Origin of the sequence: Micromonospora sp. DT231, from assembly GCF_049847025.1 — a bacterium.
Taxonomy (GTDB): domain Bacteria; phylum Actinomycetota; class Actinomycetes; order Mycobacteriales; family Micromonosporaceae; genus Micromonospora.
Genome location: NZ_JBNCNO010000001.1, coordinates 106,995 through 119,732 on the forward strand (window position 1 = coordinate 106,995; position 12,738 = coordinate 119,732).

General features: G+C 68.0%; 12 protein-coding genes and 2 pseudogenes. 7 read left to right on the forward strand and 7 right to left on the reverse strand.

Annotated features, from left to right (window positions below; all coding sequences use genetic code 11):
* Positions 1 to 19 precede the first annotated feature (19 nt).
* On the reverse strand, positions 20 to 1,000 hold the full coding sequence (locus ACPXBU_RS00415) for an NADP-dependent oxidoreductase (RefSeq protein WP_425755538.1): 981 nt from the start codon (positions 998 to 1,000) through the stop codon (positions 20 to 22).
* Here ACPXBU_RS00415 and ACPXBU_RS00420 point away from each other — a divergent pair.
* A complete protein-coding gene (locus ACPXBU_RS00420) occupies positions 981 to 2,045 on the forward strand; it encodes a GlxA family transcriptional regulator (RefSeq protein ID WP_425755540.1) in 1,065 nt (354 codons plus the stop codon). The genes ACPXBU_RS00415 and ACPXBU_RS00420 overlap by 20 nt on opposite strands.
* Before the next feature lie 837 nt (positions 2,046 to 2,882).
* Here the strand turns inward: ACPXBU_RS00420 and ACPXBU_RS00425 are convergent.
* On the reverse strand, positions 2,883 to 4,109 hold the full coding sequence (locus ACPXBU_RS00425) for a PP2C family protein-serine/threonine phosphatase (RefSeq protein WP_425755542.1): 1,227 nt from the start codon (positions 4,107 to 4,109) through the stop codon (positions 2,883 to 2,885).
* A gap of 160 nt (positions 4,110 to 4,269) precedes the next feature.
* Here ACPXBU_RS00425 and ACPXBU_RS00430 point away from each other — a divergent pair, with 160 nt between their 5' ends.
* The gene (locus ACPXBU_RS00430) at positions 4,270 to 4,737 is read left to right on the forward strand and encodes an ATP-binding protein (protein WP_425755544.1); all 468 of its coding nucleotides are present in this window, start codon (positions 4,270 to 4,272) and stop codon (positions 4,735 to 4,737) included.
* A gap of 214 nt (positions 4,738 to 4,951) precedes the next feature.
* Here the strand turns inward: ACPXBU_RS00430 and ACPXBU_RS00435 are convergent, their stop codons facing one another.
* The gene (locus ACPXBU_RS00435; protein WP_425755546.1) at positions 4,952 to 5,305 is read right to left on the reverse strand and encodes an ArsR/SmtB family transcription factor; all 354 of its coding nucleotides are present in this window, start codon (positions 5,303 to 5,305) and stop codon (positions 4,952 to 4,954) included.
* 98 nt (positions 5,306 to 5,403) lie between these two features.
* Between ACPXBU_RS00435 and ACPXBU_RS00440 the strand changes: the two genes are divergently transcribed.
* The 3 genes and pseudogenes from ACPXBU_RS00440 to ACPXBU_RS00450 all read left to right on the forward strand — a co-directional run.
* Positions 5,404 to 6,423, forward strand: a complete 1,020-nt coding sequence (locus ACPXBU_RS00440) for an NADPH:quinone reductase (RefSeq protein WP_425755548.1) — start codon at positions 5,404 to 5,406, stop codon at positions 6,421 to 6,423.
* A 31-nt stretch (positions 6,424 to 6,454) separates the two neighbouring features.
* Positions 6,455 to 6,685 (forward strand): annotated as a pseudogene (locus ACPXBU_RS00445) (transposase); the annotation flags it as partial.
* Positions 6,686 to 6,687: 2 nt separating this feature from the next.
* Positions 6,688 to 7,066, forward strand: a pseudogene (locus tag ACPXBU_RS00450) (hypothetical protein); the annotation flags it as partial.
* Here ACPXBU_RS00450 and ACPXBU_RS00455 read toward each other — a convergent pair.
* Positions 7,036 to 7,539, reverse strand: a complete 504-nt coding sequence (locus tag ACPXBU_RS00455; RefSeq protein ID WP_425755551.1) for a MarR family winged helix-turn-helix transcriptional regulator — start codon at positions 7,537 to 7,539, stop codon at positions 7,036 to 7,038. The pseudogene ACPXBU_RS00450 and the gene ACPXBU_RS00455 sit on opposite strands and share 31 nt — an antisense overlap.
* A gap of 31 nt (positions 7,540 to 7,570) precedes the next feature.
* Here ACPXBU_RS00455 and ACPXBU_RS00460 point away from each other — a divergent pair, with 31 nt between their 5' ends.
* The gene (locus ACPXBU_RS00460; protein WP_425755553.1) at positions 7,571 to 8,647 is read left to right on the forward strand and encodes a GNAT family N-acetyltransferase; all 1,077 of its coding nucleotides are present in this window, start codon (positions 7,571 to 7,573) and stop codon (positions 8,645 to 8,647) included.
* 466 nt (positions 8,648 to 9,113) lie between these two features.
* Positions 9,114 to 9,473 (forward strand): VOC family protein, encoded by a 360-nt coding sequence (locus ACPXBU_RS00465; RefSeq protein WP_393368140.1) that lies wholly within the window; start codon positions 9,114 to 9,116, stop codon positions 9,471 to 9,473.
* A gap of 250 nt (positions 9,474 to 9,723) precedes the next feature.
* Here the strand turns inward: ACPXBU_RS00465 and ACPXBU_RS00470 are convergent, their stop codons facing one another.
* From ACPXBU_RS00470 to ACPXBU_RS00480, 3 genes are read right to left on the reverse strand one after another with little or no spacing between them, the layout of a single operon-like run.
* On the reverse strand, positions 9,724 to 10,164 hold the full coding sequence (locus tag ACPXBU_RS00470; RefSeq protein ID WP_425755555.1) for a hypothetical protein: 441 nt from the start codon (positions 10,162 to 10,164) through the stop codon (positions 9,724 to 9,726).
* 60 nt (positions 10,165 to 10,224) lie between these two features.
* On the reverse strand, positions 10,225 to 10,620 hold the full coding sequence (locus ACPXBU_RS00475) for a hypothetical protein (protein WP_425755557.1): 396 nt from the start codon (positions 10,618 to 10,620) through the stop codon (positions 10,225 to 10,227).
* Between the two features lie 31 nt (positions 10,621 to 10,651).
* Positions 10,652 to 12,604 carry a hypothetical protein gene (locus tag ACPXBU_RS00480; protein WP_425756668.1) on the reverse strand — a complete coding sequence of 651 codons (1,953 nt, stop codon included), beginning with the start codon at positions 12,602 to 12,604 and terminating at the stop codon, positions 10,652 to 10,654.
* Between the last annotated feature and the right edge of the window lie 134 nt (positions 12,605 to 12,738).

The following is a 12,738-nucleotide window of genomic DNA, read 5'->3' on the forward strand; positions in this document are numbered from 1 at the left end:
ACCAAGTGCGGCCGGAGTACTAGGCCCGGTCGTCGGCGACGCGGAGCACGATCTTTCCCCGGGTGTGCCCCTGCTCGCCTTCGCGGTGGGCGGCAGCGACCTCGGCCAGCGCAAGGACCTTGGCGACCTCGACGGTGACGGTGCCCTGCTCGATCAGCGCGGCGATCCGCGCCAACGCCGGACCGTCCGGCTCGACCAGGAAGCCGGTGACGCGGACTCCGGCGGCGGCCGCGACCGTGGCCAGCTCCGGCGAGACCCCGGCCGGTACGGCCACCAACAGCCCGCCCGGACGCAGCGTCTCGACCGACCGGGTGCTGGTGGCGTCGTACGCGTCACCGACCAGGTCGAGCACCACGTCGACGTCCCTGACCTCCTTCTCGAAGCGGCCGGTGGTGTAATCGACGACCTCGTCGGCACCCAGTTCGGCAAGCCACTGCTGGTTGCGCGGGCCGGCAACCGCGATCACGTACGCGCCCAGGTGCTTGGCGAACTGCACCGCGAGGTGCCCCACCCCACCGGCAGCAGCGGTGATCAACACCCGCTGCCCCGGCCGCACGCCGGCGGTGTCCACCAGCGCCTGCCACGCGGTCAGCCCGGCCAAGGGCACACCGGCCGCCTGCTCGAACGAGCGGCCGGCGGGCATCCGAGCGAACTGCCGCGACGGCGCAGTGACGTACTCGGCGTAACCGCCGCCGGCCCGCGGGAACCAGGGCATCCCGTAGACCCGGTCGCCCACGGCCAGCGTGGTGACGCCGAAGCCGACCTCCTCGACCACACCGGCGACGTCCCAGCCCAGGACGAACGGTGGCGCGCCGAGCACCCCAGCCATGCCGGTGCCACCGCGGGTCTTCCAGTCGACCGGGTTGATACCGGCGGCGTAAACCCGGACCAACACCTCAGTGGGCAGGGGCGCGGGGCGCTCGACGCGTTCGACGGACAGGACCTCGGGACCGCCGAAGGTGTGCTGACGGACCGCGTTCATGGTGACGTTCTCGCTCATGATCCCAGTCTTGATACCGCGGCCGTCCTTCAACAGTGGCTATAACGACGTAGTGCGTAAGATTCGTGCCATGCCCCATCGTGTTGCCGTGCTCGCCCTCGACGGCGTCATCCCCTTCGATCTCGGCATCCCGGCCCGGGTGCTCAACGAGGCGCACGACCCGGCCGGCCGGCCGCTCTACGACATCGTCACCTGCTCCCTCGACGGCACGCCGATCAGCACCAACGCCGGATTCACGATCCAGGTACAGCACGACCGCCGCGCGCTCGCCCAGGCCGACACGGTCGTGGTCGCCACCCAGGAGCCGTCCACCGCCATGCTCACCGCCGGCCAGCTCGACCCCCGGGTCGCCGAACTGCTGCACACCCTGGATCCGGCCACCCGCCTGGTGAGCACCTGCACATCGGCCTTCATCCTCGCTGCGGCCGGCCTTCTCGACGGGCTCGCCGCGACCACCCATTGGGCGCTGAGCGACCGGTTCGCCGCACTGTTCCCAGCCGTCGAGATCCGCCCGGATGTGCTGTTCGTCGATGCCGGTCGTGTCCTGACCTCGGCGGGAGCGGCAGCCGGTATCGACCTGTTTCTGCACATCGTGCGCGCCGACCACGGCGCGTCGATCGCCAACGACGCCGCCCGCCGCTGCGTCGTGGCCCCTTGGCGAGACGGCGGCCAGGCCCAGTTCATCGCCCATCCGCCTCTGCCCGCGTCGTCGGCGGGAACCGGCCCGACCCGGGCGTGGGCGCTGGCCCGGCTGGACCAGCCACTCTCCCTGGCCGACCTGGCCCAGCACGCCACCATGACGAAGCGGACCTTCAGCCGACGCTTCGTCGCCGAGATGGGCGTGACACCGTTGCAATGGCTGATTGCCCGACGCATCGACCGCGCCCGGACCCTGCTGGAGAGCACCGACCTGCCGGTGGAACGGATCGCCACCGAAGCAGGCTTCGGCAGCGCCACCCTGCTGCGGCAACACCTGCACACGGCGCTGAGAGTCACGCCGCAGCACTACCGACGCACGTTTCAGGCCCCGGCCCCGAAGACCTGACCGGCGAAGCCGCGACCCGACGGCGACACGACACGACGCGTCCGAACACAAGCTGCAGCCGTCACCAGAGCACCGGACAGCCGCCACCAGTGGAGTCGGCCCGCGCTGTACGCCTGGTTGCTGAGAACCGCCACCCCCACCATGACGATCGCCGCGCCACCCCCGACCAGCGGCACTGTCCACCTGCGAATCCATCGACGGCGCAGCACACCCGCTCCCCGCATAGCCAGCCAGCCAGCCAGCCCGGACCGGACCGGACCGGCCGGACCGGCCATCTTCTTCCGAAATCGTCGCCATGCTGGTCAAGCAGGCACAGCCCGTCCGTCCGGACGCAACGGCCTGTTGGTCTTCGATGGCCATCCTGGTGCCCATGAAGCGCTGGCGCTGCGCGGAGGCGACGCGCCGCCTCGACAAACTCCGTTCCGGGTATCGCGGCCAGCGCCACCCTGGAAATCCTCATCGAGGGCACCGACGGGTACCACAGCCCACGGGAGGTGTGGCGGACCGTCATCGGCTCGGTCGGACCCGCGAAGCTCGAACGCGCGTTCGCTCACCTGGGCGACCGGCTTGTCCGTTGCGGAGTGGTCGTTGGCATCGTTCATGTTTGCGAACCTGGCCAACTTGCAACAGGTTCTGTCCGCCCCAGAAGTGCAGGCGACGCCTATGCGCGAGTTGCCGGGTGGCGCTCATCCACGACACGAGAACCTTCACCCGACCTACCTGGCGGGGACTATCGGTCAGTCGGTTCGACCAGCGCGCTTCCGGCGGCGGGTGAACAGCACGGGGCCGGTGCCGAGGCGGTGGTGTTGCCGGCCGGGCAGGGCGGGGTACGGAAGGTCAACGAGCGTCGGTTGGTGATTGGCGGCCGATGGCCAGCAGGGCGATGTCGTCGTTGGGCTGGTCCTCGGCGGTGGTGGCCATGATGTGGTCGCACAATGCCTCGGCCGGCCCGGCTCGCACGGCCGCGGCGAGGCGCTCGATGCCGGTGTCGATCAGTTCGTTGCGGCGTTCGACGAGTCCGTCGGTGTAAAAGACGAGCGTTGCACCCGGCGGCAGGTCGAGAACGGTGGTGCGGCGACTGGTCATTGGTCGGCCCACACCGAGTGGCCGGTCCACCGCCAGGTTGACGAGCTGGGTGGGTTGGCCGGGGACAGCCAGCAGCGGTGGCAGATGACCTGCGCTGGAGAGGTGAACTGTCGCGTGGTCGGGTGCGATGAGGGCGTAGACGGCGGTGGTGAGGGTGCCGGCCTCGAAGTGGTAGATCTTTCGGTCGAGGGAGGTCAGCGCCTTGGCGGGGTCGTCGGCATCGAGTGCGTAGGCACGCAGCGCGCTGCGGATGCGTCCCATGACGACGGCCGATGGCAGCCCGTGGCCGGAGACGTCGCCGATGACGGCACCCAGCCAGCCCGAGGGCAACATGAAAACGTCGTACCAGTCACCGCCGATGCCGAGGTCGTGGCCGGGTACGTACCGGGCGGCCAGGTCTAGGCCGGGAATCTCGGGTAGCCGGGCGGGTAGCAGGCTGCGTTGCAGGGCGAGCGCTGCCTGCCGGTCGAGGATCTGCGCTCGGGCCTGGCCTGCGGAGCTGGCTCGATCGGCGACGAGTTGTAACAGCCGCACATCGTCGGGACCGAACTGCCGCAGGGTCAAGGAGCCGACGTGCAGTACGCCGACGAGGTTGCCGTTGGCAAGCATGGGCACGCCCAGCAGGGCACGTACACCCGTGGTGAGCAGGATGGGATTGACCACGTCGTCAGGCGTGACGTCATAGATCGTGACCGGCGCCCGTGTGGCCGCCACCCGGCCGGCGAAGCCGCGTCCGACCCGGACGCGGAAGCCCCGGCGCACCTCCTCCTCCAGCCCTTTGGCCGCTGTCGCGACGAGTTCGCCAGTGTGACCCTCGAGCAGCAGGATGGTGGCGGTATCGACCTTGAGCAGGTCTCGGACCCGTTCGAGTAACTCGTCGAGCAACTCGGCGGTGGCCAGGCCCGACAGGGCGGCATCGGTGATCGCCTCGATACGACGCAGCCGCTCCTCATTCGTCACCACCTCGGCACCAGCCACTCAGGCAGCGTAGACGTCGGCACGCCGTCGATGGCGCGCCGGGATCGAGATCAACAGTGTCGCGTCTTCGACGTGGGGTACCTTCTCCTGTCGGATTGATGCCTTGTCGTCCGTGAGCCCGTTTCGGAGACCACACTCTGTCGCGCTATCGGCAAGGCCGATGGCCTCCACGTCCGGATGGAGAGGGGATGCAGTGGTGGTCCCACCTCGCGACCAGCATGCGCCGACCTCCGGGAGGCCCGTTTTCTCGACGTCGTTCGCCCTCACGGACCTCGCCCGCGTTCGCAACGAGGTGGAGGTAGTCAGTCGCCGGTGCGGCCTCGGCCACGACGAGATTGAGGACTGGGTGACCGCAGTCAACGAATTGTTGATCAACGCGATTCGACATGGGGGAGGTAGAGGTTTTGTATGCCTGTTCCTGGACGGTCAGCTCATGTGTGAAGTGACTGACCAGGGGCGGGGCTTCAACACCGCTCACTACGTTCCGGGCGCCGAGCGACCGCCCTTGACCGGCGGCGGAGGGATGGGCCTATGGATGGTCGGGCAAATGGCCGACTACCTTCTCGTCGCCAGCGGACCCGCAGGCACCACGATCCGAATCGCGGCTCGCACCCGCAACGTCGGCTAGCCGCTACCCCTTATCTGCCGCCACAACCTGTTAGGCAAACTGCCGCAAACTGTCCGTTGACTCTCGACCTGACCTCGCTGTTTGCGAATGAAAGCACTGGGCTGTCAGCTCACGATCGGTCGGCGGTCGGCGGTCGGCGGTCGGCGGTCGGCGGTCGGCGGTCGGCGGCCCCGGGCCGCGACGGGACCCGCCATTCACCTCCCCGGTTCACGTGTCATGGGGTTGAGGCGGGTGCCTTCGCGGCGGCACGGGCAGGGTCGTGTTCGCGGAGCAGGGTCAGCAGGCCGGGAAAGCGTTGTTCCACCTCGGCGTAGCGAAGCGTGACCAGTCGGCGGATGCCGTCGACGCGCGTGCGGATCAGGCCGGCACCGCGCAGCACCTTGATGTGGTGCGACAGCGTTGACTTGCCGATGGTGACGCCGGTGTCCTTGAGGACGTCGCTGCCGCAGGTCCAGTCCCCAGCGGCGTCGAGGGCGCGCACGAGCGTAAGCCGCACCGGGTCGGCAAGCGCGCTGAGCACGACGTCGATCGTCACGGTCTCGATGGCGGGTTCGATCACCTCGGTCACGAGACGAAGCCTAGCGACGTCTTGCGGAATGTTCGACTCTCGTCGTACTGTTCGACACGGCTCGAACGGTACGATGCAGATCGAACAAGGGATGGATCATGAAGGCGATCATCTACCGAGACACCGGCGGCCCCGACGTTCTCCAACTCGTCGAGCGTGACCGACCCACGCCCGCACCCGGCGAGGTCCGCGTCCGGGTTGCCGTGTCCGGGGTCAACCCGACCGACTGGCAGGCCCGCTCCGGCACCGCCCACCGCAAGCTGTCCTCCGGGATCACCCCGCACCTCGACGGCACCGGTGTGATCGACGCCGCCGGTGACGGCGTCGACCCGAGCCGGGTCGGTCAGCGGGTGTGGCTGTTCATGGCCGCCGCCGGGCGGCCCACCGGCACCGCCGCCGAGTTCACCGTCGTACCCGCCGATCAGGCCGTGCCATTGCCAGACGAGGCCAGTTTCGACGTCGGCGCCTCGCTCGGCGTCCCCGCGCTCACCGCACACCGCGCACTCACCGTCGCCGAGGACGGGCCACGCCGCCTACACCCCGGCGTACTCGACGGCAAGGTCGTGCTCGCCGCCGGCGGGGCCGGCGCGGTCGGGCATACAGTGATCCAGCTTGCCCGATGGGCCGGCGCCACCGTGATCGGCACGGTCAGCGGCCCGCAGAAGGCGAAGCTCGCCACCGCGGCCGGCGCCCACCACGTCATCAACTATCGCGAGGGCGACCCGGCCGCCGCCATCCGTGCGATCGCCCCGGACGGCGTCGACATCGTCGCCGAGGTGGCGCTGGGCGCGAACCTCACTCTGGACCTCGCCGTGCTGCGTACCCGCGGCACGATCGCGACGTACGCCAACCAGGGCGGACATACGGTCGAGCTGAACGTGGGGCAGAACATGGTGCTGAACACCCGCCTGCAGTTCCTGGTGCTCTACACGGCTGGCCCACAGGCACGCGCCGCAGCCGTCGAGGACGTCACCGCCGCTCTCCACGACGGTGTCCTGCCGGTCGGCGAAGAACACGGCCTGCCACTGCACCGCTTCCCGCTGCACCGCACCGCCGACGCTCACCGAGCAGTGGAGGCCGGCGCGGTCGGCAAGGTGCTGGTAGACGTCACGCTCTGAAGTTCAGCCAGCTACCGCATCTCCGCTTGCCCTGCCTGCCGCGTCGGTGAAGGGTCGTCCGCCGAAGTGCGAGAAACGGCAGCTCATCGACGGGATCAGGGGGTGGGTCCGGATCGGGTCGCCCTGGCGTAACGTCCCGGCCGAGTACGGACCATGGCAGACGCTCTACGACCTGTTCCGTCGTTGGCAGCGCGATGGAACCTGGGACAAGATCCTGGCCGCGTCACAGGCCACCGGAGACGCGGAAGACCGGATCACCTGGACGATCGTGGTGACAGCCCGCAGTTCATCCCGGTCCTGCGCCCCCTATCACCGCCTACCTGCGTAAGCGTGGCATCAAGGCGTGCATCCCGAGCAGGACCGACCAGGACGCCCACCGCAAGGCCAAGGGCAGCCGCGGTGGACGCCCACCGAAGTTCGACCGAGACCTCTACCGGATGCATATGCCGTCGAGAACGGCATCAACAGGCTCAAGCGCCACCGCGGCGTGGCCACCCGCTACGACAAGGTGGCCGTCCGGTTCCAGGCCATCCTGACCATCGCGCGCTGCGCGGATGACGAACGACCGAGGCTGGAGCGGGAATCCGCGCCGGCCTCGGGCACGACAACCCGCTATGTCGAAGGGTGCCGTCTGGGTGGTTGATCGTCGACGGCTTCGGGTTCTTCCAGCCTCCGGGAGATCTGTTCAATGGCGATGAGGTCTTCTGGGGCGAGTCGGTCGATGAGGTGGCGTCGTACCGACTCGACGTGGGCCGGTGCGGCTTTTTCGAGTGCGTCCAGACCTTGTGCAGTGAGGACGAGGATGCAGCCTCTGCCGTCGGTGGGGTCGGGTGTGCGCCTCAAGAGACCGCGCGTCTCCATCCGGGTGGCGTGCCGGGACAGCCGGCTGCGTGACCAGCCCATCTTGTCGGCCTGTTCCCCCAGGGTGCTGGTGTGGCCGGGTCGCTCCGACAGAGTGCTCAGTACCTCGTAGTCGGGTTCGGAGAGCCCGATCGCAGCCAGATCACGCGCCGTGCCGGTCTGAACCGAGACCACTACGCGCAGGAACGCCCGCCACGCTCGCTCCTCGTCAGGGTTTAACCAGCGTACCGTCCTGGCCGGCGGCTTCGTTGACATGTAATCAATTTAGCACCTACACTTCGTTTCCATGTCAACAAAACCGGTCCGTGTCCTTGCGCTTGTGTGCAGCACCCGTCCAGGCGCCCTCGGCCCCCTGGTGGGACGGTGGCTGATCGAAGCGATCACCCCTCGTGCCGCGGAACTCGGCGTCGAGCTTGTACCGGTGGCTCTCGGTGATCTGAACCTGCCGTTCCTCGACGAGGAGGAACATCCGTCGTCGGGTGTCTACCAGCATGAGCACACACGCCGGTGGAGCGCGATCGTCGACGCGGCGGACGGGTTCATCGCGGTCACGCCGGAGTACAACTACGGAATGCCAGCGGCCCTGAAGAACGCGCTGGACTACCTCAGCCGCGAGTGGGCATGGAAGCCGATCGGTTTCGTCAGCTACGGCAACACATCAGCGGGCACCCGCTCGGTTCAGCACGCCAAGCAGGTGGTGACCACACTGCGCCTGGTTCCGCTGGGCGCCACGGTCGCGATCCGAATCGGTGACGCAACGGAGAATGGGCGACTGCGGCCCGACGCAGCCCGCGACACGGCGGGTATCGGCCTGCTGGACGAACTGGTCCGGGTCGCCCACGCCCTACGGCCGCTGCGCGAACGCGCACAAGTCGGGGCCCTGCCCGGCCCCCTGCCAGGGTCCTACGCGAGACGGCTGACCTCCGACGACGCGCCCCAGGTCACCGTGCTGCAGCGGTGCTGCTGGGTGGACGAGGCCATCGTCAACGACACCCTGGCCATACCGGCCCTGCACGAGTCGCCGGAGGAGGTGCGCGAGTGGCTGGCGACCTGGCACACCACGGGCGTCTGGCTAGACGGTCGACTGCTGGGCATGGTGCGGACCCGTCGGATCGACACCGACTGGCACGTGGGTCGCCTCGCCGTCGTGCCCGACCTGCGAGGCCAAGGGCTGGGCCGGTGGCTGCTGCGCACCGCCGAAGCCGCCGCCGAACCCGACTGCCGTCGCGTCATGCTGGTCACCGGCAGCAAGAGCCTGCGGAACATCGACCTGTACCACAGCGAGGGATACCAGTCGGCGCCACTCGCCAGCCCGGACGGGACCACCTGCCTTACCAAGGACATACCCGTTAGGCGGCGCTGACACTGCCCTGTCAAGAGCGGCTGCCGAGAGTGTCTCTTTCGGTATTCGCGAGCGGACGAAACAGTGCGCGAGCCCGCTGCCACGAGCGGTCCCGCCTCGAGCGGGCGGCCACGGCACGACGATCAGCCCCGTGATGTGGTAACCGTCCTCATCGACGCGGGTGGCAGCGTCGAATTCGACCGTCGTCGCCATGGTGGGTAACCGGTGGACTTCCCAGTGGCGGCACCGCAGGTCGCGTAGCCAGGCTTGCGGTACCGCCACTCCCGCGACACGCATCGGTGATGCCGCCGGCGCTGGTGATACAGGCAGCCGTGATCTGCGGGGCGGGGTCGGGGCCTGTCGTCACGGTCACTTCCCGGATCGAAGGGCACCGGAACAGGTCGTCGGTTCGGCGCCACGATTCGTGGGTTACCTGCCAGAGTGGTTCATGCCCTTGAGCGCTTACCACCTCAGAACCTCGGTCGCCGTGTCCGACATTCAGAAGGCCGTGGCCTTTTACGAAGGCGCGCTGGGCCTGCGGGCGTTGCGGTCCGGCCCCAGCGCCACCATCGCCGACGGCAGCCGCGTCTATGGCTCCGGTGGCGGGCCGGCGTTGAACGTGTACCAGTCGGTCACTGCCGGGAAGACCCCGGCGACGCTGGCGACGTGGTACGTCGACGACATCGACCGGATTGTCGAGGAACTTTCCTCGTCCGGCGTCGAGTTCGTTCGCTACGAGCAGCTCGAGTACGACGCCAAGGGGATCACCGCGCGGGCCGGAGGTGGACGTATCGCGTGGTTCCAGGACCCCGACGGCAACACCTTCGCTCTCGAAGCCGACGTGTGACCTCCTGGCTCGCGATCTGGTCCGTCACCACCAGGCCGTCATCTCCGGTCAGGATCGCGGTGACCGGCGGATGCCGCCTCGCGGTGCTCATCGTGCGCCGCCGGATCGCCGTGACCACGGTCGCATGGCCCGCGGCCGGTGGGTGCCTGCCCGCTTTGAGCGCTGAGTAGCGCCAAGAGTCAGCGTCCCCGTGGGTGTTGCCGCACTCACGGGGACAGGCCCCCCGACCGCGACATGTCGGCTCGGCGGTTCAGGCCGGGCTGAACTGGATGAGGACCGACGCGGTCGGCAGCTCGTCCGCAGCGGGTGGCGGCTCGGTACGCCAGGCCAGCCGTACGCTCCATCGGCGGCCCGGCGGAAGGCGGTAGGCGTCGGCGATGCCGCCGGCCGTGCCGCTGGAGAACCCGAGGACGCCCGACTCGAAGACCACCTCGAGGACGTCGCTGCGGTCCCAGCCGGCCGGATCGAAGTCGGCCGGCCCGTCCCAGGTCTCCAGCCGAATGTCGCTACCCAGCACCACGGCGTCGTCGATGTTCTCGACCACCACGTAGCCCGGCGTCGAGCTGACCCATTGATCGAGCTCGTGCGGCGGGGGCGGCACGTTGCGCCGGTCGTTGCTGTCGTCGATCATCGCGAACACCCGATAGTCGACATCGACGTACAGCTCGGTGCGCTCGACCAGCTCGGCCATGCTGCGACAGCACTTCTCGGCGATGTGCGGGCCCGCTGGCGGACGCTGATAGTCGGCAGGCTACAGGTTGTTGATTCGGGCCAGGAGGTCCTCCTCGGTCAGGTTCTCCAGGACTGCGTCCTGCTTGCGGCCCAGGACCGCCAGCAGCTTCTCCTTCTCCAGCTTCTTGGCCGCCGCCGCCTTCGCCGCCTGGTCCTCCATGATGCGGACGGCGATGACGTGCTTGACGACCTCAAGCTTGGTCTCCAAGGTTGCCTTGGCCGGATTGGCCTCGGTGGCCACGAACGACTCGGTGTCGACGGCCTTGAGCTCGGCGTTGACGGCCTTGGCCACGTCATCGAGGCTGAAGCCGGACTTGGCGGTCAGCGGAAGCTCCCACAGCTGTTCCGTGGTCAGCAGCCCCTTGGCCGACGGATAGCGGAACTTCTCCCGTGTGGCCTTCTCGAAAATGGTCACGGTAGCCTCTCTGGAAATTCTGGGCAGGGAATCAGAACTGGATGCTGACGAGGCGCCGCCGGCCGTTGGTCATGGTCACCTTGGCGACCACAGAGCTGCGGACCGTGGAGCTGAAGCCGAGGCCGGAAAGCTGATCCGGAGACGGCTCGCACTTGGTGCGGTCGCCGAGAACTTCGAACACCTTGCGGTGCGGTTGCAGGTCGCTGCGGAGGAACTCGTTGTAGATCCCCCGCGTCGGCTGGTCGTTCACGCACCCCTTCAGGATGAAGAAGTAGTGCCGGTTGCCGACCTCGTTGTCGTCGAAGTAGTTCGGCGAGTACATGATGGTGGACACCGGTACGAACTGTTCGCTGGTGATGCCCCACAACTCCTTGCCGGCACTGCCCGGCTGCACGTCCTTACCCGGCCGGAAAGCGGTGATCACCCCGCCGGCAACCGTCATTCGGCCCACCTCGACGGTCTCCTTGTGGCCGACCGCGCGCTCGTGGCTGTAGTGCTCGATCTTCCCGTCGCTCTCGGTCTCGATCACGAAGCCGACCTGGGTGCTGTCCCGCTTGCGGTACTGGTTCACCTCGATCCGGTACTCACCGTCGGGGACACGGTCGGTCCAGGTGACGTTCTCCACGGGCTCGCGGGAGAGCGTCCCGCCGGCGTTCATGTCGACGTCCAGCTTGTTGCGCTTCTCCTGGTACCAGATGTGGTCGCCGTTCGGTTCGTACACGTGCAGATCCAGGTCGTCGTGGTTGAACCAGGACAGGCTCACCCGCAGCTTGCCGGTGACATTGCCGCCGGCCCGCTTGACCTTCTCCCTGATCGAGTCGGTGACGTTGCCGCCGTACGACCAGCCGAAATCGTTGTCCCACTTGAACAACCGCGGAGCAGCCGGGTGCCGGCCGGTGGTGAGGCTGACGAGGTGCGGCTCGTGGGTGTTGGCGACCCACAGGTCGATGGTGGCGGCGCCGGGCAGGATGTCCTTCATGAAGGAGACCACGGGAATCTCCTCCGGCTTGGCGCCGCGTAGGAGCGCACCTGACGACCGAGTGGCCTGCATGAGCAGCCCTTCGATGCCGTCCTTCATCCGTGCCTGGGCGTCGTTGTCGACCCACAGCACGTTGGTGACCGACACGTCGGACAGCCGGGCGAACCGTCGCTGCAACGACTCCTCGATGCCCAGCTCGGCAATGGTTTTCATGGCGGCCTTGACCATGCCCGGGGTGATCAACGCCGTGGGGCGCTGGTAATTCTGCGGCGCCACCTTCGCCTCGAACGATCGGACTGCCTGCTCCAGGTCGACGCCCGCGGAGAGATCCTGGACGAGGGTGCCGATCACCGTGTTGCGGAACCGGGCCGCCGGGTTCATGGCGTTGGCGAAGACGAAGGCACCTCGGTCGGTCGCCCGGGTCCACCGGTTCTGCAGCGAGCGGAACTCGGTCACCGCCGGGCGATGCTCCGCGCCGCGGTAGAGGGCGTTGTTGTCGACGAGGTCGACGACGGTGTCCAGAGCGTGCTGGGTCAGCTCGGCCAGGCCACGCTGGAAGACCTGCACGGCGGCGTCGAAGTTGCCCTGTGCTGCGCCGACGTCCTCGGTGCGATGCCGCTTTTCCACCCGGCCGTGCAGGTGGTGCCACACCTCGACCTGGCCGTCGCGCAGCGTTCGGGTGGTCTTCGTCCCATACTGCGCCTGGGTGGACCGGAAGATCGTGGACAACGGCAGCGAGCGAACGAACTCGTCCAGAGTGGCGGCGACGACGGAGAAGACCGGGTCCGACGCCGACACCCCGGACCACATGGTACGGACCCGCCCGTCGTGGATCTCGACGACGTTGCCGAAGTGCTTGATGAAACTGCGGCAGGTCGAGCAGTCGTACTCGGATCGCTCGCGGAACCGCAGGTTGGTGCCGGCGGGGAAGGATTCGAGAAAGGTGAGCCAGAGCGAGTCCCGGTCGAGACCGTCGCCGACGGCGTACAACTCACCCTTGGACATCATGGACAGACGCGAAGTCACATCCGTCACGAACTGCTGGAAATCGCCCACCGCTTCATCCCCCTCGATCGCCAGAGATCCTACGAAGCGAACGCCAATCGGCGAAACGTGTTTGCGGCTGTCCGCACGGTCAC